Source organism: Magnetospirillum molischianum DSM 120 (assembly GCF_000294655.1).
In the GTDB taxonomy this organism is placed as follows: domain Bacteria; phylum Pseudomonadota; class Alphaproteobacteria; order Rhodospirillales; family Magnetospirillaceae; genus Phaeospirillum; species Phaeospirillum molischianum.
In genome coordinates, this window is the sequence record NZ_CAHP01000016.1 from 94223 (window position 1) to 115640 (window position 21418).

Genomic DNA, 21418 nt, shown 5'->3' on the forward strand with positions numbered 1-21418 from the left:
AAAGCACGAAGTCCCCCCACCTGGGGAGTGGTTTTGTGGGCTTTTCTGCGCGGGATGTACAGAAGCCTCTTCGCCTCTTGCTCTATGTCGCGGCATGATGGAGCGATGTTACCGCCAGACCCGTCAGGAGCCGCAGGAGACGGCCCATCCCGTCATCTCGACCTGATCGCCGAGATGATGGCCGCGTTCGCCCGTTCCCAGGATGTCGAGGCGACGTTGCGGCTGGGGCTGGTCCGGGCGGTCGAACGGCTGGAGGCCGAGGCTGGGTCTCTGTTCCTGCTTGAACCCGATGGATCGCTCCGCTGTCGCGCTTCGGTCGGTCCCGTCGATGTCACCGGGTTGCGGCTGGCTCCCGGCACCGGCATCGTTTGGCGTACCGTCGAGGCCAATTGTCCGCAACGGGTCGGCGATACCGGACGTGATCCCGATTTCGCTCCTACCATCGATGACGCCACTGGATTCATCACCCGCTCAATCCTGTGCGCGCCGGTGGCGGCGGGGCCGGAACGGCTGGGTGCGATAGAATTATTCAACAAGCGGGGTGGCCACCCCTTCTCTGACGCCGATCTCGGGTTGCTGCAAGCGCTGACCGCTTCCGCCGCGCTGGCGATGATCAACGCCCGCCTGCTGGCCAGTCTGGCCGAACAGGAAATGATGCAGCGCGATCTGGAGCTTGCCGCCGAGATCCAGCGGGCGATGCTGCCGCCGCTGCAAGGCGAGGACTCGCCAGTCCATGGGGTCAATCTGCCCGCGCGTGGCGTATCGGGAGATTTTTACGAGATTGTGCCGCTTCCCGACGGGCGGATCGCCTTTGCCATTGGCGACGTGGCGGGGAAGGGGATGAAGGCGGCGCTGTTGATGGCTCGCACCGCCAGTCTGTTCCGCTGTCTGGTCAAGCGCGAGGACGGTCCCGGACGGGTGTTGGCGGCAATCGAGTCTGAACTGCACGAGACCCGGCTGGCCGGGACGTTCGTCACGATGGTTGCTGGACTGCTTGATGTCGATACGGGGCGGGTGGTGCTGGCCAATGCCGGTCACGAGCCGCCGGTTCTTTACGCCAAGGGCCGCTTTGTCGAAATCGAAGGGGGGATGCCGCCGCTTGGAATCGATCCCCGGCTGTTCGCCGATGGTGTCCCGGAAACCGTCGTCGATCTCGATGGGGGGGCGCTATACCTGTTCACCGATGGCCTGACCGAGGCGCGCGGAGTGGTGGGTGGCGTGATGTTGGGTGCGGCCGGGGTGCTGGGGCTGCTCGATGCCTTTACCGCGATGTCTGCGGCGGAACGGCTTCAGACTGTGCTGCACGCGCTGGGAGGGGCGGTCACGTTGCGCGACGACGTGACTCTGATGGTGGTCGAGGATCGGACCCGCCCGCCGTCTTCGGCGGTGCAGCGACTGTTCCCCGCCCGGCCCGAGGTGCTGGCCGAGATCCGCGCCACCGTCGCGGCCGCATTGGCCGGGATAGGAGGCGGGGCGGAGGTGGTCGAGGCGTGTGTTCTGGCAACCGACGAGGCGTGCCAGAATATCATCCGTCATGCGTATAAAGGAGGGGAAGGCGACATCGTTCTGCACGTCTCTCGTGAAGACGATTCGGTTGTAATTCGATTGATGGATTTCGCTCCGCCGGTCGATCCGTCTAAAATTGTTTCCCGCCCGCTCGACGATGTGCGTCCGGGAGGGCTGGGTACCCACCTGATGCGTTCCGTTATGGACACGGTTGGGTTCCGTCCGCCGCCGATGGGAATCGGCAATCTGTTGGAAATGGTCAAACGGATCGAATCGCCATGAACATCACGTCCACGCAACGGAACGGATTCGCCGCAATCGTCCTGGAGGGCGACGTCGATCTTAGTTGCAGTTCGGCCTTGCGCAAGGAACTGCTGGAACGGACGTTCGAGCGGTGCGACATCGTGGTCGATCTGTCGAGAGTAGGGTATATCGATAGTTCGGGGATCGCCGGGCTGGTCGAGGCTTATCAGGGCGCGCGCGCCAACGGTACCCGCTTCATCCTGGCTGCGCCCAGCGTTCCGGTTCTGCGTGTGCTGCGGCTGGCCCGGCTGGACCGTGTGTTCACGATTGTCGAAAGCGTCGAGCCAGTTCCGGCCGTCGCCGCCACTCCTGGAGAGTCTTTGCTTTGAGAAAACCTGTTCGCCGTCCCCGTGCCGCCGCCAAACGGCAAGTGTCGTCTCGCCTGATCGAACTGGAGATCGAGCAAGTCGGTGCCCAGGGCGATGGCGTTGCCCGGCTGGACGGTAATGTCGTGTTCGTGCCCTTCACCGTCGCGGGCGACCGTGTTCTGGCCCGGATCGAAGGGCAACGTGGTGACGGTCTGACCGCCGCTTTGGTCGAGGTTCAACGTCCGGGGCCGGGACGGGCCGATCCTGTCTGTCCGCATTTCGGACGGTGCGGCGGTTGTACCCTCCAGCATCTCGATCAGGCGGCGCATGCGTCCTGGAAATCGGGGGTGTTGTCGCTGCATCTTGCCCGAGCCGGGATCGGCGATGAGATGCTGGCGCCGTTGGTCTCGGTGCCGCCCGGCACCCGCCGCCGCGCCGTGTTTGCCTGGACCAGTCGTCGGGGTGAGGTGACGCTGGGCTTCAATGCGCGCGCCAGCCACGCGGTGATCAATCTCGAAGCCTGTCCGTTGCTTGACCCGGCGCTGGTTGCGCTGCTGGAGCCGTTGCGGGTCCTGTTGGGTGCGATGGTTCGGGACGGTAGCGGCGATGCGACCGTGACCCTGACCGAAGGTGGCCCCGATCTGTTGATCGAGGGTGAGGCCCGGCTCGACCTGTTCGGGCGCGAGACGCTGGCCCGCTTTGCCGAAACTGCCGATCTGGCCCGGCTGCACTGGCGCCGTCCCGGAACCGGCTTTGCCGAACCGATCGCCCGCCGTCGTCCCGCCCTGGTCCGCTTTGGCGGGGTGGCTGTCGAACCCCCGCCCGGCGCGTTCCTGCAACCCAGCCCCGAGGGCGAGCGGGCCATCGCCGACCGGGTGGTCGCGGCGTTGGCCGAAACCAGCGGTCCGATCGCCGATCTTTACGCCGGATGCGGCAGCTTCTCGCTGCCACTGGTCCGGCTGGGCGCGGTTCATGCGGTTGAGGGCGAGGTCGCGCCGCTTGACTCGCTGGGGGCTGCGGCCCGTGCCGCCGGTCTGGCGATAACCACTGAAATCCGCGATCTGGCCCGTCGTCCGTTGACCGCGGTGGATTTGGCACCGTATCGCGCCGTGGTGCTTGATCCGCCCCGTGCCGGAGCCGCCGCCCAGGTTGCCGAGCTGGCCCGTCGTCCCGATGCCCGCAAGGGACCTGATCTGGCGGCGATGGTCTCATGTAATCCGGCTACGCTCGCACGTGATTTGCGCGTTCTGATTGATGGCGGATGGACTCTTATCCAAATTATGCCTATTGACCAGTTCCCTTGGTCTGCCCATCTTGAGGCTGTGGCGATTCTTCGCCGCTGATTAGGTGAGGGACGGGGTGGACGGAAACGATCTCGATCTAGCCGAATTGTTGTGTGCCCGACTCTGTCACGATCTGGCCGGTCCCTTGGGGGCGGTCGGGTCGGGTGCCGAGCTGCTCGGTGACGATGCCGACCCCGAAATGGCCCGTCTGGTCGCGTCCACCGCCGCCGGTGCGGTTTCCCGATTGCGCTTGTTGCGTGCGGCATTGGGGACGGCGGGGGGAGTTCGGCCTGAAGGTGAACTGCATAGCTTGGTCCGGGCCTATCTCGATGCCGGGGCATCGGCTGCGGCCCGGCCGGAATTGGCTTGGCATTCCGACCGGCCCGAGATCTCGGGCGACGTGGGACGGTTGCTGTTATCGCTGGTGATCGTGGCAAAAGATTCCCTGCCGCGCGGAGGTCGGGTATCGGTTGAAATTGGCTCACCATCTTCTGTCGGAAAGATAGGTCTGGCCGTCGGGTTCAATGGCCCTTCGGCTCGCCTCGACCCGGATAGTCGGGCGGCTTTCTGCAAGGCGGATCAGGCATATGGACCACGTGCCGCAGTGGCGTGTTGGATATCAAGGCTGGCAGCGCGGGCCGATACTGCCGTCGTTGTCGAGGATTTGGTCGATGGTGGATGGATAAAGGCATGAAACCGCCTTCATCGACTTCGTTGCGCAAACGGTTTTATTGCCGTCAGTGGGTCGAGACGGTTCTTCCAGAGCCATCCTGACCGTGTTATGACTAATCCGAGCTGCCTTTCGCGATTCCATCCGGGAGGCGGGAGGATTCGGTGCCCTTGAGGCCAGTGCCCGCGAGGACCCTACTGGAGTCGACCATGGATGATCTCCTCAGCGAATTCCTGACCGAGACATCGGAAAGCCTTTCCGTACTCGATGTCGCCCTGGTGACCTTGGAGCAAAACCCGAACGATCCCAAGATCCTCGGCAACATCTTCCGTCTGGTTCATACGATTAAGGGAACCTGTGGCTTTCTCGGGCTGCCCCGTCTGGAGCACGTCGCTCACGCCGGCGAAAACGTGTTGGGAAAGTTTCGCGATGGAGAGTTGGAAGTCACGCCCGATGCCGTGACCCTGATTTTGCAATCAATCGATTGCATCAAATCGATCCTTTCGCATCTTGAGCAGAATGAAGTCGAACCCGAAGGTGACGACAGCGCGCTGATCGCCCGACTGAATGACATGGCCGAAGGTCGCACGGTGTCGTCGTCCGCTTCCGCCGCGCCGCCGCCGCCGCCGCCGCCGCCTCCACCGCCCGCGCCAGAGCCGGTGTTCGAGGCCGCGCCTCAACCCGAGCCGGAACCGATCCCCGCTGCGGCTCCCGCTGCTCCGGCTGCGGCACCCGCTCCCGCTCCCTCTCCTGTCGCGGCTCCGGCCCCTGCTCCGGTTGTTCATCATCCCGAACCCGAACCCGTTCACGCCAATTTGCCCGCTACCGCCGCGCAGCCTTCCGTTGCCGCCGCCGCGCCGGTTCCGCTGGGCGAGGCCAAGGAATCCGCTGTCGCGGCCCAAACCATCCGCGTCAATGTCGATCTGCTTGAAAACCTGATGACCCTGGTGTCCGAGCTGGTGCTGACCCGCAACCAGCTCCTCCAGATGGTGCGCGGCAAGGATGACAGCGAGTTTGCCACTCCCTTGCAGCGTCTGTCGCACATCACCACCGATCTTCAGGAAGGGGTGATGAAGACCCGGATGCAGCCGATCGGCAACGCCTGGGCTAAGCTGCCGCGTATCGTCCGCGATCTCGCGGTCGAAATGAACAAGAAGATCGACCTTCAGATGCTTGGCGCCGAGACCGAACTCGACCGTCAGGTGCTGGAGCTGATCAAGGACCCGCTGACCCACATGGTCCGCAACTCGGCCGATCACGGGCTGGAGGGACCGGACGAACGCAAGCGGGGCGGTAAGTCCGAGGTCGGCAAGATCGTTCTGAACGCCTTCCATGAGGGTGGCCACATCATCATCGAGATTTCCGATGACGGTCGCGGCCTTAATCTCGACCGCATCAAGCAAAAAGCGGTGCAGAACGGAATCGCCACCGAGTCCGAACTGGAGACGATGACCTCTCAGCAGATTTACCAGTATATCTTCAAGGCTGGCTTCTCAACCGCTGAGAAGGTTACCAGCGTGTCGGGCCGTGGCGTCGGCATGGATGTCGTCCGTACCAATATCGAGCGGATTGGCGGTACCGTCGAACTCAAGAGCCAGCCCGGCAAGGGCTCAACCTTCATCATCAAGATCCCGTTGACGCTGGCGATCGTCTCGGCTCTGATCGTCGAATGCGCAGCCGAGCGGTTCGCCATTCCCCAGATCAGCGTCTTGGAACTGGTCCGCGTTACCGCCAATTCCGAGCACGGGATCGAGATGATCAACAGCGCGCCGGTTCTGCGGCTGCGCGATCGCTTGCTTCCGCTGGTGTCGCTGAAGCGTCTGTTGTGCCTCGCCGACGATACCGAAGAGCGGCAAGAGACCTTCATCGTCGTTACCCAGGTCGGCACCTATACCTTCGGCATTATCGTCGATCGGGTGTTCGACACCGAAGAAATCGTCGTCAAGCCGGTCGCCCCGATCCTGCGCAACATCACGATGTTCTCGGGCAACACCATCCTGGGTGACGGCTCGGTGATCATGATCCTCGATCCCAACGGCATCGCGGGCAGCGCCACCGGAGAGTCCGGGATGGTCAATAATGCCCAGAACGCCGAGGCTCAGTTGCCGCGCGAAGCTCATGCCGACGCCAAGACCTCGTTGTTGGTGTTCCGTGCCGGTGGCGACGACCTTAAGGCCGTGCCGTTGGCTCTGGTCGCCCGGCTCGAAGAACTGGACGTCAAGGAGATCGAGCATAGCCACGGCAAGCCGATGGTTCAGTACCGCGGCCAGTTGATGCCGTTGGTCTCGATCGACGGATCGACCAGCTTCCGCGATGAAGGCCGCCAGCCGGTTCTGGTCTTCTCCGATCGCGAACACACGATGGGGCTGGTGGTCGATGAGATTGTCGATATCGTCGAGGATCGCCTCAAGGTCGAACTCAGCGCTGGTTCGATTGGCATCATCGGCACCGCCGTGATTGCCGGAAAAGCGACCACGATCATCGATGCCGGCTATTACCTGCCTCAGGCTTTCGGCGATTGGTTCGGTCGCAACGAGAAAGAGTTCGGTAGTCTTGACGTCCGCCAGCCTCGTGTTCTGCTGGTTGATGACTCGCCGTTCTTCCGCAATCTGCTGACCCCGCTGCTCTCGGTTGCCGGATACGAGGTGATTGCAGTGGATGGGGCCGATCGTGCTCTGACGCTTCGCGAGCAGGGCAACGAATTCGACGCGATCATCAGCGATATCGAGATGCCGGGGATGAGCGGCTTTGACTTCGCCGACGCGGTGCGCTCCGACCCACGCTGGGCACAGGTGCCGCTGGTGGCGTTGTCGTCGCACGCGACCGAAAAGGATTTCGAACGGGGACGGCAGGTCGGCTTTAACGATTACATCGCCAAATTCGACCGCGATGCCCTGTTGCAGTCCCTGGCTTCGACCATCGCCACCGCTAAAGGTGCCGTATGACCCAGCAGATTGTCCCCGCGGGGAAACGCCAGTCCACGGATCTCGTCGCTCCCGAGACCCAGGATTTCGTCACCATGTTCATCGAGGGGCAACTGTTCGGCATTCCGGTGCTGACGGTACAGGATGTTCTGGGGGCGCAGAAGATCACCCGCATCCCCCTCGCCCCGCGCGAGATCGCGGGCAGCCTCAATCTGCGCGGTCGCATCGTGACCGCCATCGACGTCCGCCTCCGTCTGGGCCTGCCCCGGCGGGTCGAGGACAAAAAGGGGATGAGCGTCGTCGTCGATATGGGCGGCGAGCTATACTCTTTGATGGTGGACTCGGTCGGAGAAGTGCTGTCGTTGCCGGCGGCTAAGTTCGAGCGCAATCCGCCGACGCTCGATCAGCACTGGCGCGAATTCTCGATCGGAATATATCGGTTGGAGGATAAGCTGCTGGTGGTGCTCGACGTCGCCAAGCTGCTGGACTTTACCCGTAACGAATAGATCGGGCGCTTTTGCCCGGAATGAAGCGTTCGTGTGACCATCGAGACAACCCGGTTTGTGTATCGGGGGCGTGGTTCGCCATCGGAGGAAAGCTTGGGCATGAAGTCCTGTCTGATCGTCGATGATTCCAAGGTCATCCGTATGGTGGCCCGGAAAATCCTGCACGAGATGAGCTTCTCCACCGAAGAGGCCGAAGACGGCTTGGTGGCGCTCGAAGCCTGCAAGCGCGCGATGCCCGATGCAGTGCTGCTCGATTGGAATATGCCGGTTATGAACGGTATCGACTTCCTTCGTGAGTTGCGAAGGCTGCCTGGCGGCGATCATCCGGTGGTTGTGTTTTGCACAACCGAAAACGATATAGAGCACATCCAAGAAGCCATCACCGCAGGGGCGAACGAATACATCATGAAGCCATTTGACAGCGAGATTCTTCAGGCAAAATTCTCTCAGGTCGGTCTCCTCTAGGCCGTTGGCAGAATAACAATGCCTCCCGCCCCCCCCATGCCCGCATCCGCAGCAGACCCGATCCGGGTTATGCTCGTCGATGATTCGGCGGTGGTGCGTGGTCTGGTGACCCGGATCCTTGAATCCGAACCGGACATTGAAATCGCCGCGTCGGTCGGAAACGGTCAGATGGCGCTATCGACGCTTGAACGCGTCTCTATTGATGTCGTCCTGCTCGATATCGAAATGCCGGTGATGGACGGCCTGACAGCGCTGCCCAAGCTGCTTCAGGCGGACCCCGGCCTCAAAATAATCATGCAATCGACCCTGACGATGAAGGGGGCTAACGTATCGTTGCGGGCGCTCGAAATGGGGGCCGCCGATTATATCCCCAAGCCGACGGCAACGCGCGAACTGGCCGGCGGTGCCGATTTCCGTACCGAGCTTCTTGGCAAGATTCGGGCGCTGGGCCAGGCTCGGCGGCGCAATGCCAACCGCCCCCCTCGTCCCGCTGCCGCCGTGTCGTCGCCCCGGCCCGCAGGCGCTCCGGCGCGGGTTCAGATTCATCCCTCGACAACGGTGACGTTGCGAACGGCTCCGGTCGAATCGTTTGACGTGATCGCGATCGGATCGTCAACCGGCGGTCCACAGGCGCTGTTTACCTTGTTGGGTACGATGCGCGCCGGAACGGTGGCTCAACCGATCTTGATCACCCAGCACATGCCCGCGACCTTCACCACGATTCTGGCCGAGCATATCTCGCGCGTGTCGGGGTGGGAGGCCCGCGAGGGCCAGGATGGCGAGGTGGTGCGCTCCGGTCGAGTCTATATTGCTCCCGGCGACTTCCATATGGTGGTCGAGGTGCGTGGGGCTGAAAAGATTCTGCGGCTGAATAAAAACCCGCCTGAAAATTTCTGTCGTCCTTCGGTCGATCCGATGTTGCGCAGTATTGCCGCCGCCTATGGTCGGCGCGTGATGACCTGCATCCTGACCGGAATGGGCTCGGACGGATTGAAGGGCGGTCAGGCTGTCGTGGCCTGCGGCGGCACGGTGATCGCTCAGGACGAACCCAGTTCGGTGGTGTGGGGGATGCCGGGATCGGTGGCGACGGCGGGCGTATGCTCGGCGGTGCTGCCTTTGCCTGAAATCGCTCCGTGGATCATGAAGCAGGCGGCGAGGCGCTAGAACGATGCGGCCCGATGAATTCGAATACGTCGCCAAATTGCTGAAGGATCGGTCGGGACTGATCATTACGCCCGACAAATCCTATCTGCTCGAAAGTCGTCTGACTCCGGTTGCGCGCAAGCGTGGCCTGAAGGGGCTGGACGATCTGATGAGTGGCTTGCGCTCGGCGGGAGAAGATCTCCTGCGCGAGATCACCGAGGCGATGACGACCAATGAGTCGTTTTTCTTCCGTGATATCAAGCCGTTCGAGCAGTTCCGCACTATGGTTCTGCCGCGGATGCTGGAGGTTCGGGCTGCCCGAAAATCTTTCCGTATCTGGTCGGCGGCCTGCTCGTCGGGGCAGGAAGCCTATAGTCTGGCGATGATCCTGAAGGAAGAAGGGGCCAGACTGGCGGGTTGGAAGATCGAAATCGTCGGTACTGACCTCTCGAACGAGATGCTTGAGAAGGCCAAGGCCGGGCTTTACTCCCAGTTCGAAGTCCAGCGCGGCCTGCCGATCCAGCTTCTGGTCAAATACTTCAAGAAGACGACAGATATGTGGCAGATCGACCCGGCGATCCGGGCGATGGTGCAGTTCCGCGAGTACAATCTGCTCCACGACCTGAAACCTCTCGGCCAGTTCGACGTCGTGTTCTGCCGCAATGTGTTGATCTATTTCGACCAGCCGACCAAGACCCGAGTCCTCGACAATATCGACCGGGTGATCGCCGACGACGGCTTCCTTTATCTCGGTGGCGCCGAGACCGTGTTAGGCATTTCCGACAAGTTTAAGCCGGTGCCGGAACAGCGCGGCGTTTACGCCACGAGCCGCGCTCAGGGCAAATAGCCGAACGGGACCGGGGGGAGGAAGCCCCCGGTCCCGTTCTTTTGTCTTCCCAAACGCCCGATTCAGCTCTCCCGACCGAACATCTGGTTCAGGGTCTTGTGCCCGGCCAACTGGTGAATAATGGCCAGCGTCGGGTGGATCGCCAGATATCCCCACATCAGCGGGCCAAAGGCTTCGTGAAGCTCTTTGATGTCATGCAAGGTCGGAGACAGTGCGATACCGGGGGTAATGGTGAGGGCCAGCACCATTCCGGTTCCGGCGAGGAACAAACCGACCAGTAAGCCGAGTCCTTGAATAGCTGCGGGCAACGGCCGGACCGTTTCTCCATCGTTGGGGAGGCGGAAACGGAGCGCATCGCTGAGGGTCGCGCCGATATCCCGGCCCAGGGCACCTAAACGGGCGGCCGAGAACCATGGGAACAGCATCAGCGGTTCGCCGCCCCGGATGGTTTTCAGCACGGCCCGCAGCCAATAGACCAGCAGAACCGCGAGGAGGACGATGCCAAGGACTTCATGCACCGAATACCAACTGTTGGCAATTCGGCCGGGCTTGGGGGTGATCATCACCAGACTGACGAACATCTGAGTGGTAATACCTACGGCCAGAGACAAATGGAGAAAGCGTGTTAGGGAATCGTATTTCTTCATGACGAAAGTCCATTCTCATGCGTGAACATGGTGGACAGTGTCGCCCTCCGATGATGAACCAGAGGTGAATCCCTGCGTCACTTCTGGTTCAGAAACGGTTAAATAGGTATAGTCCCTATTTAAATAGGGCGGACAGGTCGGGTGTGACCGACGGGTCGTTGTTGCTGAGGTAAGAGGCGAGGGTGTTCTGCGTCGCCGTTCCGCTGGCCGCATTGCCGCCGTTGAGCAGAGCAGCTAATCCTCCCTGCGTGGTGGACTGGGTTTGGCTCGGGGCATTGCCGTTCAGATAATCGAGCAGGCTGGGGCCGCCGCGTGTCGCCAGGGTTCCCAACAGCGTGACTTGGGATTTGAGGCTGCCGGAAGAGCCGGTATAGGGCTTGATCGCGTCGTCGATCGTGCTGGCGATCTGGTTGACCAGAGATTGCACCCCACCGGCATCGGTTCTGATGGCGGCGTCCAGCTTGGTCGGGTCGATTTTCAGGGTTCCGTCGGACTGAAGCGTCACCCCGATATCGGCCAAGGATTTGAACGTGCCGGTTGTATCGACGGTTGCGGTGGCGGCGTCGCCGAGATTCTTGAACAGACCGGCGGCCAGATTGGCGTCCGCCTCTAGCCCGCCCCCCTTCGATGTCAGGGTGATGATCGCTTTCTGCATCGCGTTGAAGGTATTGGCAAGCGACTGGACCTGATCAGCGGTATTCGACGTTTGCACGGTTTGGGTGCCGGTTACGGTGAAGTCGGTACGGGCGCCGATCGCGACCGGAACATTGGTGTTGGAGGCCGAGGTGTAATCCTTGCCGTCGATCGAGAACACGGCATCCTTGGCCTCGGCACCCGTCACCATCTGCGAAGCGTTTGGTGCCGAGGGGTCGTAGGTCAGATCGGACAGGCCGGAGATTCTGAAGGCATTACTCGCACCCGTCGCGGTGGAGGTGAGGTGCAGCGAATAGCCGCCGCCTTCCTCGACCACCGAGGCAGTAACACCGGCTTTGGCGGCATTGACGGCACTGGCGATCTCGTTGAGCGACCCGCCGGTGATCGGAATCGAAACGGCAGGGATGGTGCTGGCGGTAAAGGCGTTGGTGTCGGCGTTGAGCGTGCCGGTCTGGATCGTCAGCGTGCCGGTGCCCAGAGAGGCCTTGTCCGGGGTGCCGATCGGGCTGGTGGAGATGCTTTGGGCCTGGGCGAGTTGGGAAACGGTCACCGTCAGGGCCGTGCCCTGAGCCTCCGACGGCGTTTCCAACTTGGCGACCTCTGTCTCGAATTTGTCGCCGATCTGGGCCAGTCGGTTATAGCCGACCAGGGCCGAGCCGGTATCTTGGATTCCCAGCGACAGAGTAAAGGCCGGATCGGCACCCAATCGCTCGCCGGCAGGCTTGGCGGCGCGGTGAGGCTGCGACTCCGCGGTGGTGTTGCCGTACTTGTTCAGCAAAGTTGCAAGCGAGGAGGGGAGGGCGGCAGTTCCGGTCGTGCTCATGTCAGGATCTCCGATGGAGCGACTCATCGGATAGACAATGCAATCTGTGCGCCAGCACAAGCCGGTATATATTCTTTTGATTTATAACGGATTATCTGGGGCGGGGCGCAGATGCGGGCGGCACCAACTGCCACCCGCTCCGCCAGTCCGGCAAGAAATGCCGATTTAAAACACGGACTCTAGAGCCGATTTCGAGCGGATACTCTAAATCCGCTCCAGTGCCTGGGCGATGTCGGCAATCAGGTCGGCCTCGTCCTCAATCCCCACCGACAGCCGCACCAATTGGGGGGTGATGCCAAGAGCGGCGCGCCGCTCGGTCGGGATCGAGCCGTGGCTCATGCTGGTGGGGTGGCCGACCAGACTTTCGACGCCGCCGAGACTTTCGGCTAGAGTGAACAGCGTCAGGCCGGTGAGGAAGCGGGTTACGCCCGCCTCGTCGCTGTTAATCTCCAGCGTCAGCATGCCGCCGAAGCCGTTCATCTGCCGTGCCGCGATAGCGTGCTGGGGATGACTGGGCAAGCCGGGATAGATCAGCCGGGTGAGTTTGGGATGGGCGGCGAAGGCATGGGCGATCGCCAGGGCGTTCGAGGAGTGCCGCTCGACTCGCAAAGCCAGAGTCTTCAATCCGCGAAGCGCCAGGAAGGCGGCGAACGGGTCGAGAATCGCTCCGGTGGCGTTCTGGAGAAACGCCAGACGCGATGCGAGATCTGGATCGCGGACCACCACGATTCCGGCGATGATGTCGGAATGGCCGTTCAGGTATTTGGTGGCCGAATGAACAACGATGTCGAAGCCCAGGTCGAGCGGCCGCTGAACCACTGGCGAGGCGAAGGTCGAATCCGCGACCGTCAGCACCCCAGCCTTGCGGCCGATTTCGGCGATGGCGGCCAGATCGGCGACTTTCAGCAGCGGGTTGCTGGGGGTCTCGATCCAGATCAGCCGGGTCTCGGGACGGATCGCCGCCGCGATGGCGGCCAGATCGGTCGGATCGACAAAGGTTACCGTCAGCCCTGAGGTGCGGCTGCGTACCCGCTGGAACAGCCGCCAGGAGCCGCCATAGAGGTCGTCGCCAGCGATGATATGCCCGCCCTGGTCAAGCAGGTCGAGAATCGTCGTCTCGGCAGCCAGCCCCGAGGCGAAGGCAAAACCAAAGCCGCCGCCTTCCAACTGAGCCACCGCCTGCTCGAAAGCGGCACGGGTGGGGTTGCCGGACCGGGCGTATTCCCAGCCGGTATGAACGCCGGGCGCGCTTTGGGCAAAGGTCGAAGACGCGTAGATCGGCACCATTACCGCGCCGGTGGCCGGATCAGGGCCGGGACCGGCATGAACGGAGAGAGTGGAAAAGCCGTGTTGGGTCATGCTGCTACTTTCCGCCGCAAATGGTTGAGCAGGTCGATACGGGTGATGAGGCCCAGGAAGCGTTTGCCATCGACGACAATCGCGACCCATCCCCGGTCGAATAGAGGGAGAAGCCGTTCCGGCGGGGTGTCGATGCCGACTGTTTCGATATTGCCGGTCATCGCGACCCGGACGGGCAGATCGAAACCGGCCGACCATTCGCCGAGCGCGATCAAGACGTCGGATTCGTCCAGCATGCCGACGCATTGATCGTCAGCCAGTACTGGAACCTGCGAGACGTCGTGCAGCTTCATACGCTGATAGGCGACCAACAACGAATCATCGGGTGCCACCGTCACCACGGCGCCTTCGTCGTGGCGGCGCGAAATGATGTCGCGCAGGTCGCCGTGGCGTGGCCGCGACAGCAAGCCCTGATCGGCCATCCAGAAATCGTTGTACATTTTCGACAGGTACTTGTTGCCCGAGTCGCAGACAAAGCTGACCACTCGCTTAGGCTCGGTCTGTTCGCGGCAATAGCGCAGCGCTGCCGCCAGCAGGGTTCCCGAGGACGAGCCGATCAGCAATCCCTCGTCGCGCAGAACCTGCCGTGCCACCGCAAAGCTTTCGCCATCGGTGATGGTGTAGGCGTGGCGGACCCGCGAAAGATCCGAGACCGGCGGAATGAAATCCTCGCCGATCCCTTCGACCAGCCACGATCCGGCGGTGCCGACCTGACCCGAACGGGTGTATTCAGCCAGGATCGACCCCTTGGGATCGGCCAGAACGATGTCGGTCGCGGGGGAAACGCGCGAGAAGAAGCGTGACAATCCGGTCAGCGTGCCGCCAGATCCGACACCCGCGACAACAGCATCGACTTGGCCGCCCATCTGCTCCCAGATTTCGGGGCCGGTGGTGGTTTCGTGCGCGGCCGGGTTGGCCGGATTGTTGAACTGGTCGGCGAAGAACGCCCCGTTTTCGTGGGCCAGACGCTCGGCCAGATCCTGGTAATATTCAGGATGACCCTTTGCCACATCCGAACGGGTCAGAACCACTTCGACGCCCATCGCCCGCAGATGGGCGATTTTCTCGCGGCTCATCTTGTCGGGAATCACCAGGGTCAGGCTATAGCCCCGCCGGATCGCGAGCAGAGCCAGGGCTAGGCCGGTGTTGCCTGCGGTGGCTTCGACGATTCGTCCGCCCGGAGTCAGTCGTCCGTCCGCCTCGGCCGCCTCGATCATCGACAGGGCAACGCGGTCCTTGATCGAACCGGACGGGTTTTGGTTTTCCAGTTTGACGAACAATTGGCACGGCCCGGCATCGAGCCGCGTAAGCTCGATCAACGGGGTGTTGCCGATGTGATTCAACGGGTCGGCATCGCGAGACATGGGAAGACTCCAGAACTCTATAAACTGATCGAGTTGGTAGATAGTGCCGAATCCCGGCGCGCGTCAAGCCCAACAGGTTATAAGAGAACTAGATTTATGGTTTTTGTTGAATCGGGAGACGGGAAGAGGCTCCATCGTGGCCTCTCCCCACCCCATCGAATCATGATATCCGATCCTAAATCGTTCGCCGGGCTCCATGGTTGCGCCGCAGGACATCGACCAGGGCGTCGATATCCTCGCGGGTGTTGTAAAGTGCCAATGACGGCCGCACCGTTGCCTCGACCCCGAACCGGCGCAGGATCGGCTGGGCGCAGTGATGTCCCGCCCGCACCGCGATTCCTTCGCGGTCGAGGGCTTTGCCGATCTCGATCGGTGGGCAGCCGTCGATGACAAAGGATAGAACCCCGGCTTTTTCCGCCGCCGTGCCGATCAGGCGCAAGCCAGGGATCGACAACAGTCCGGCGCTGGCATAGCCCAGCAACTCGTGTTCCCAGGCGGCGATATTCGCCATCCCGATCCCGTCGAGATAATCGATGGCCGCCCCCAGCCCCACCGCGTCTGCGATGTTGCCGGTTCCGGCTTCGAACCGGGATGGCGCGGGTTGATAGACCGTCTTCTCGAAGGTGACGTCGGCAATCATGTTGCCGCCGCCCTGCCATGGCGGCATGACGTCAAGGACGTCCTTGCGGCCGTACAGGACGCCAATTCCCGTCGGGCCGAATACCTTGTGCCCCGAGAACACATAAAAGTCGCACCCCAGCACCTGGACATCGACCGGCATATGCGAAACGGCCTGAGCGCCATCGACCAGGGCCAGCGCGCCGTGACGATGGGCAATCGCCACCATCTCGGCCGCTGGGGTCACGGTGCCGAGCGCGTTCGACACCTGGGTGAACGAAGCGATCCGGGTTCGGTCGGTGAACAGCCGTTCGTATTCCTCCAGGATCACCTGTCCGTGGTCGTCAACCGGGGCGACTTTCAGTTTGGCTCCCGTGCGGGCGCACAATTGTTGCCAGGGGACGATATTGGCGTGGTGCTCCAACCAGGAGACGACAATTTCATCGCCTGCCCGGATATTGCGTCCGCCCCATGCCTGGGCCACCAGATTGATTGCTTCGGTCGCGCCACGGACGAAGACGATTTCCTCGACCGAACCGGCACCGAGAAAACGCCGCACTTTCTCGCGCGCCGCTTCATAGGCATCGGTCGAACGCGCCGCCAGAGCATGGGCGGCACGGTGGATGTTCGAGTTTTCGTGTTCGTAATAGCGGTCCAGCCGTTCGATCACCGCGCGCGGCTTTTGTGTCGTGGCGGCATTGTCGAGCCAGATCAGCCGCTTGCCGTGAACGTGCTCGGACAGAATCGGGAAGTCGCGGCGGATCGCGGCGGCGTCAAAAGCCCGCACCCCGCTGGAGGGGGCCAGATCGACTCCCAAGGGATGGGTGTCGGTACGGGACGGCAGCGGTGCGGTGGGTGCCTCGCGCAGGCTTACCCCATCGGCTTCGTCGATGAAGTAATACCCTTCGACTCCTGGTGCCGCTGGCGGGGATGTCGGTGCCGATGGAACGCCGGGCAGGTCTGGAGCCGAACTTTCGGGCAGATTCGGACTGCCGCTAGGGACGTCTGGGCCGGCTGCGTGATCGGGCGGGACCAGGGACAGAACCGACCCGAGCAGCGCGGGCAGGGTCCGGAGATCGCCGTCGCCCGGCACGGGGGCGGGAGGGGCCGAGGTGGGGTTGACCGGCGGCGGTTTGGGGGCCGCCGCCAGTGGCCCCAGGCCCGGAAGGGTCGGGGTGGTGGTGAGATGTCCGACCGAGGGCGGGGTTGGTGCTCCTGGGGGCACGAAGCCCCCGCTCGGCCCCGTCTCGACCAACGGTATCGAGGGCGGAGCCACTCCCAGCGACGGCGCCGTTTGTCCCGGAAAGGCCGCGAAGAAGGCATTTGCCATCTGCGCGATCAAAGCCGGGTCAGGCGCCCCCGCGAAGAGAGGGTTTGGAACGGGGTCGCTCATGCGAACTTCTTGTCGTAATCGAAGTAATGATCGACTTCGACGCCTTCCAGAACGGCGATGGCGTCCTCGGTCAGCACCGCCGCCGAGCAATAAAGCGAGATCAGGTATGAGGCGATGGCCTTACGGTTGATACCCATGAAGCGAACCGACAGCGACGGCGCGACTTCGCCCGGAACCCCCGGCTGGAACAGGCCGACCACGCCCTGCTTCTTCTCGCCGGTGCGCAGCAGCAGGATATTGGTCTTGTCGTCCTCGCCGATGGTCAGCTTGTCGCTGGGAACGATCGGCAGGCCGCGCCAAGTGATGAACGGATTGCCGAACAGGTTCAAGGTCGCGGGCGGCACGCCACGCTTGGTGCATTCCCGCCCGAACGCGGCGATGGCGCGGGGGTGGGCGATGAAAAAGGCCGGTTCCTTCCACACGCGGGCGATCAATTCGTCTAAATCGTCGGGGGTGGGCGCGCCGGTGCGGGTCTGAATTCGCTGTTGCGGTGCGATGTTGTTGAGCAGGCCGTACTCGCTGTTATTGATCAGCTCGTGTTCCTGCTTCTCCTTCACCTTTTCGATCAGCAGGCGAAGCTGTTCCTGAATCTGGTCGATCGGGTGAGAATACAGGTCGGAGACGCGAGTCTGAACGTCAAGGACCGAGGTTACGGCGTTCAGCGAATATTCGCGCGGATGTTCTTCGTAGGGGACATAGCTTTCCGGGAGATCGGCATCGTTGCGCGGGCTGCACGTGACGTCGGATGCTCCGGCGATGGCGGCTTCCTTGACGCGGTTCAGGCGATAGATGCCAGCCTCGACCGGGGTCCAGGGCAAAAACGATACCAGCCAGCGTGGGGTGATTCCCGACCACTGCGCCCGAGTTTTGGTGGCGTTGGCAAGCTGGCGCGCCGCCTGCTCGTTCAATGTGCGGCGAACCTCATTGTCCTCGGACATGCACACGTCTCCCCTTGGAATGATGACAAGAACGACCGTCCTCTGAAGGTCATTCTCTTTTACACTTAATTAACGTCAAATAGACCCACGCTCCGGTCCCAGGGGTGGCGCTCCCGGTCGGTTTCCTCCGTTATAGTGGAGGCGTTTTCTCAGATAACGGAGGCGGTTCGTGCCGTGACCGAGTCCAACGCCGCGATGATGGCGGCGATGCCGGTGCTGCGCAGCGGGCGGAACGGCTTGTCGAGACGGCGGCACAGACTTTTGACGCGATCTTGGGCGGCGTGGCTGACGCACCCGACCGGGAACAGCACGGCGTCGGCGCGTTCAAGTTGGGCCGATAGCTTGCTCAGGCTCTGCTCGACGCCGCCGTCGTGATGAACGAAGGCGCCGTTATGCGCCTCGACGATGCGGCGAAGGTGGCTGACATGCTGATGGCGGCCACCGACATAGAGAATCAGGCGACCGGACAGATCGGGTCCGGTGGCGGATAAATTGTCTAAGGGGGGGTGCATCGATGTCTCCCAGTGTGTCAGATGGAATAATCGAACGATTCGTAGGCCAGCGCGCCGAGGATCTCCCCCGGCGGGCGGGTGTCTACAGACAGGTTGGAACGGATCACCTTTGCCGGAATCCCGGCGACGGTGGCGTTGGGCTCGACCTCGCGCAGCACCACCGATCCGGCGGCGATGCGCGAATTGGCTCCGATCTCGATGTTGCCGAGGATCTTGGCCCCGGCACCGATCATCACGCCGTGGCGAACCTTGGGGTGGCGGTCTCCGCTGTCCTTGCCGGTGCCGCCCAAGGTGACGTTCTGCAACAACGACACGTTGTCATCGACTTGCGCGGTCTCACCGACCACCAGCCCGGTGGCGTGGTCGAGGAAGATACCGCGCCCAAAGCGGGCGGCGGGGTGGATGTCGGTCTGGAACACGTCTGACGAGCGGCTTTGCAGATACAGCGCGAAATCGCGCTCGCCTCTCCGCCATAGCCAATGGGCCAGCCGGTGAGTCTGGACTGCGTGAAAGCCCTTGAAATAGAGGAATGGCTCGATCAGCCGCTCGCAGGCGGGATCGCGATCCAGCACGGCGGCGATGTCGGCGCGTAAGGCCGTGCCGATGGTGGAATCGTGGGCCAGGGCGCGGCCGAAGGTTTCGGTCAGCAGCCCCTGCGGAACCTGATCGTTCTTTAGGCGTCCGGCGATGCGGTGGAACACTGCCGTTTCGAACGTGGTCTGGTCGAGGATCGAGCCGACGAACAGCCCGGCCAGCATCGGCGCGCGCGCCAGGGCGTCTATCGCCTCGGCTCGCAGCCGGACCCACAGCGCGTCTACATCCCCCCGCAGGATCTCAAGAGTGTCGGGCAGGCCCCGGACTTTGCTTGCTTCGGTCATTCCGCGTGTTCCGGATAGGTCATAACCAGATAGAACAAAGCCTCGATCGGCCCGGCATTGCGGTACGAATGGGGGCGGTCGGCGACGAAATGGATTGCGTCGCCATACTCCAGCCGGAACCGCTCGTCGGCGATGCAGATCTCCAGGCAACCCTGAGCCAGCACCAAATTCTCGGTCGTACCGGGCGAATGGGCGTCGGCTTCCTCAATGGTCTGGGGGGCCAGACGCATTTCGTAGAACTCGACCCGGCGGGGGCCGCTGAACGGGAACAGTGCGCGGGATGAAAACCGGCCGCTGCGTGACGTCAGTAACTTGGCCCGGTGGGCGCGGAGCACGCTGACCTCGCCGCTGCCGGTCGCGGCCGTGAAGGCCGAGAACGGGACCTCCAGCGCTCGGGCGACCTTCCACAGAACCGCGACGCTGGGAACCGAACGTCCCAATTCGATCTGTGACAGCATCGCCCGACTCACTCCCGAGGCTCGCGCCAGACGCTCCAGCGACAGCCCGTTGCGGGTCCGCAGTCGCCGCAGATTCTCGCCGACGAGAGCGGTGAAGTCGCTGGTCGAGGAATCCTCCGCTATCGGTTCCGGTGTCAGGTTGGAGACCGATTCGTTCATCGGACTGGCCGCCTTCAACCGATCTGCCACACGGGCAGCATCACCCAGACGGGAACCCACACCACCTCGGGAACGGACGGGGTGGGGGCGGCGGCCAACTGACGGCGGCGGCGGATTTCGGTGAAATCGATGATTGTGGCGGAGTGGTTCATGGACATACCCCTTCCTTACAGTCTGTCAAGGCGGGGAGCCCGGTTTTCGGGCCTTCCGCCGCAGCAATCCGGCTGGGCGGGCCAACCTCTTTAGCTGCATTTGTTGAGCGCCCGCAAGCTGAAACCTCAAATCGGCGCTGTAGTAAAAAATACTATCCACAATGATCTGTGTCAATCCATAAGATCACTAGATTTAAGAGTTTACATTCATACGCGGTAACGGAGGAAACCGGCATTCCGCCGCTACGATCCGTTGAGACGGTTCCGGGGTGGGAGCATCGTGTGTCAAGACAAAGGGCGGACGGAGGGTCCGCTGGAAGAAAAAAGGGGAACAATCATGATGACCGCGATGCAGATGCCGACAACGACGATGCAAATGCCGATGATGAATGGCATGATGATGCCAATGATGAATGGTATGACCATGCCGATGATGAATAACGGCATGATGATGCCGATGATGATGCCTACCCCCTGCTGTGCGATGACCTGTGAAATGACCGCTGAGGGCATGGTCTGTAAAATGATGCCGACCGCAGGCATGACCATGGACATGATGACGGCGATGTGCGACCGCATGACCACGATGATGGCGATGGGCATGCCGATGATGATGATGTGCAACGGTATGCCGATGATGGTCGGCATGACGATGAAAGCGTGACGATTGCTGGTCTTGATTTCGACTCGTTCACGGTGAGGGGAGATGACGTTGAAGCCGGCGGGTTCGCTCGCCGAGGCTCCGAGAGTTTCTCCCCCCACCATTTTCGAACACTCGCCCCCACCCGATTAGGACCGCACATCGTGTGTCCACAGCCACCCCGCCGCGCATCCCTGTTTCAGGAGTGGGCGGCGCGGTCGTTTGTGTCTATGTCTTCTTAGGGCCGTGGAACGAACCCGCTGCGCGGGATTGGTGCTCGTTCTTGATGGGCCTATCGAGCCTGAAGTGTAGCGCTTTGGTTGAGTGACGCCCGGCATTGGCCGAGCATTTTGGCTCCTTCCTTCGATGTGAGGAGCCATACGATGACCGTTCCCATTCCCTCCGCCCCGATCAGCCCATTGCGTCAGCGCATGATCGAAGACATGAACATGCGCCGGTTTTCGCAAGACACCCAGCGCGACTACATCCGCGATGTTGGACGCTTTGCCACGTTTCTGGGGCGCTCGCCCGGCACGGCCACGGCGGAGGATATCCGCCAGTTCCAGGTGGACCAGCAAGAGTCCGGCGTGCCGGTGCCGACGATGAACAGCATTGTTTCGGCGCTCCGGTTCTTGTTTACGCACACGCTCGACCGGCCGGATCTGGCGCGCAGACTGGTGCGCATCCACCATCCGCGCAAGCTGCCGATGGTCTTGAGCCGGGACGAGGTCGCCCGCCTGTTGAATGCAACCACCTGCCTCAAGCACCAGGCGGCCTTGTCGGTCGCCTATGGCGCCGGCCTGCGCGTCGGCGAGGTGGCGGCCCTCAAGGTCCGCGATATCGACAGCGAACGCATGCTGATCCGGGT

The 21418-nt window shown here is 62.3% G+C and carries 21 protein-coding genes; 10 read left to right on the forward strand and 11 right to left on the reverse strand.

The genetic code is table 11. From position 1 onward, the window contains the following. Positions 1-105 precede the first annotated feature (105 nt). The 9 genes from PHAMO_RS07285 (at position 106) to PHAMO_RS07325 (ending at position 9955) form a co-directional block, all read left to right on the forward strand. Positions 106-1788: an ATP-binding SpoIIE family protein phosphatase gene (locus PHAMO_RS07285; protein WP_040566388.1), complete on the forward strand. Its 1683-nt coding sequence runs from the start codon at positions 106-108 to the stop codon at positions 1786-1788. Further along, positions 1785-2138, forward strand: a complete 354-nt coding sequence (locus PHAMO_RS07290) for an STAS domain-containing protein (protein ID WP_002727907.1) — start codon at positions 1785-1787, stop codon at positions 2136-2138. Before PHAMO_RS07285 ends, PHAMO_RS07290 begins: the two co-directional genes overlap by 4 nt. Next, positions 2135-3460 (forward strand): class I SAM-dependent RNA methyltransferase, encoded by a 1326-nt coding sequence (locus tag PHAMO_RS07295; RefSeq protein WP_002727908.1) that lies wholly within the window; start codon positions 2135-2137, stop codon positions 3458-3460. Before PHAMO_RS07290 ends, PHAMO_RS07295 begins: the two co-directional genes overlap by 4 nt. A 16-nt stretch (positions 3461-3476) precedes the next feature. Continuing rightward, a complete protein-coding gene (locus PHAMO_RS18440; RefSeq protein ID WP_002727909.1) occupies positions 3477-4094 on the forward strand; it encodes a histidine phosphotransferase family protein in 618 nt (205 codons plus the stop codon). A gap of 185 nt (positions 4095-4279) precedes the next feature. Continuing rightward, positions 4280-7015, forward strand: a complete 2736-nt coding sequence (locus PHAMO_RS07305) for a hybrid sensor histidine kinase/response regulator (RefSeq protein WP_040566389.1) — start codon at positions 4280-4282, stop codon at positions 7013-7015. Further along, positions 7012-7500 (forward strand): chemotaxis protein CheW, encoded by a 489-nt coding sequence (locus PHAMO_RS07310; RefSeq protein ID WP_002727912.1) that lies wholly within the window; start codon positions 7012-7014, stop codon positions 7498-7500. The genes PHAMO_RS07305 and PHAMO_RS07310 overlap by 4 nt, the downstream gene beginning before the upstream one ends. A 99-nt stretch (positions 7501-7599) precedes the next feature. Then, complete coding sequence (locus PHAMO_RS07315) at positions 7600-7965, forward strand: response regulator (protein WP_002727914.1); 366 nt, start codon at positions 7600-7602, stop codon at positions 7963-7965. A 12-nt stretch (positions 7966-7977) separates the two neighbouring features. Beyond that, a complete protein-coding gene (locus PHAMO_RS07320) occupies positions 7978-9129 on the forward strand; it encodes a protein-glutamate methylesterase/protein-glutamine glutaminase (RefSeq protein ID WP_407635474.1) in 1152 nt (383 codons plus the stop codon). Between the two features lie 4 nt (positions 9130-9133). Continuing rightward, positions 9134-9955, forward strand: a complete 822-nt coding sequence (locus PHAMO_RS07325) for a CheR family methyltransferase (protein ID WP_002727918.1) — start codon at positions 9134-9136, stop codon at positions 9953-9955. Positions 9956-10017: 62 nt separating this feature from the next. On the opposite strand, the gene PHAMO_RS07330 is transcribed toward PHAMO_RS07325, so the two are convergent. From PHAMO_RS07330 to PHAMO_RS19345, 11 genes are all read right to left on the reverse strand, one after another. Next, positions 10018-10602 carry a cytochrome b/b6 domain-containing protein gene (locus PHAMO_RS07330; RefSeq protein WP_002727920.1) on the reverse strand — a complete coding sequence of 195 codons (585 nt, stop codon included), beginning with the start codon at positions 10600-10602 and terminating at the stop codon, positions 10018-10020. 115 nt (positions 10603-10717) lie between these two features. After that, positions 10718-12079, reverse strand: coding sequence for a flagellar filament capping protein FliD (gene fliD, locus PHAMO_RS07335; protein ID WP_002727922.1), 1362 nt, complete (start codon positions 12077-12079; stop codon positions 10718-10720). Positions 12080-12283: 204 nt separating this feature from the next. Then, a complete protein-coding gene (locus PHAMO_RS07340; protein ID WP_002727924.1) occupies positions 12284-13438 on the reverse strand; it encodes a trans-sulfuration enzyme family protein in 1155 nt (384 codons plus the stop codon). Continuing rightward, positions 13435-14802 (reverse strand): pyridoxal-phosphate dependent enzyme, encoded by a 1368-nt coding sequence (locus PHAMO_RS07345; protein ID WP_002727926.1) that lies wholly within the window; start codon positions 14800-14802, stop codon positions 13435-13437. The genes PHAMO_RS07340 and PHAMO_RS07345 overlap by 4 nt, the downstream gene beginning before the upstream one ends. Positions 14803-14977: 175 nt before the next feature. After that, positions 14978-16813 carry a family 2A encapsulin nanocompartment cargo protein cysteine desulfurase gene (locus PHAMO_RS07350; protein WP_002727928.1) on the reverse strand — a complete coding sequence of 612 codons (1836 nt, stop codon included), beginning with the start codon at positions 16811-16813 and terminating at the stop codon, positions 14978-14980. Beyond that, entirely contained in the window at positions 16810-17751 is a 942-nt protein-coding gene (locus PHAMO_RS07355) for a family 2A encapsulin nanocompartment shell protein (protein WP_002727929.1), read from the reverse strand. Before PHAMO_RS07355 ends, PHAMO_RS07350 begins: the two co-directional genes overlap by 4 nt. A gap of 149 nt (positions 17752-17900) precedes the next feature. Continuing rightward, on the reverse strand, positions 17901-18263 hold the full coding sequence (locus tag PHAMO_RS07360; RefSeq protein WP_002727931.1) for a DUF2325 domain-containing protein: 363 nt from the start codon (positions 18261-18263) through the stop codon (positions 17901-17903). Between the two features lie 17 nt (positions 18264-18280). Beyond that, on the reverse strand, positions 18281-19141 hold the full coding sequence (gene cysE, locus PHAMO_RS07365) for a serine O-acetyltransferase (RefSeq protein WP_002727933.1): 861 nt from the start codon (positions 19139-19141) through the stop codon (positions 18281-18283). Then, positions 19138-19758: a helix-turn-helix domain-containing protein gene (locus tag PHAMO_RS07370; protein ID WP_051002392.1), complete on the reverse strand. Its 621-nt coding sequence runs from the start codon at positions 19756-19758 to the stop codon at positions 19138-19140. Before PHAMO_RS07370 ends, cysE begins: the two co-directional genes overlap by 4 nt. A gap of 14 nt (positions 19759-19772) precedes the next feature. Then, positions 19773-19910 (reverse strand): hypothetical protein, encoded by a 138-nt coding sequence (locus tag PHAMO_RS19340; protein WP_155801600.1) that lies wholly within the window; start codon positions 19908-19910, stop codon positions 19773-19775. Between the two features lie 285 nt (positions 19911-20195). Continuing rightward, positions 20196-20675 (reverse strand): hypothetical protein, encoded by a 480-nt coding sequence (locus tag PHAMO_RS19345; RefSeq protein WP_002727937.1) that lies wholly within the window; start codon positions 20673-20675, stop codon positions 20196-20198. A 258-nt stretch (positions 20676-20933) separates the two neighbouring features. Here PHAMO_RS19345 and PHAMO_RS07380 point away from each other — a divergent pair. After that, positions 20934-21418, forward strand: a 485-nt coding sequence (locus tag PHAMO_RS07380) for a tyrosine-type recombinase/integrase (protein ID WP_040566391.1), incomplete at its 3' end; no start/stop codon positions are given.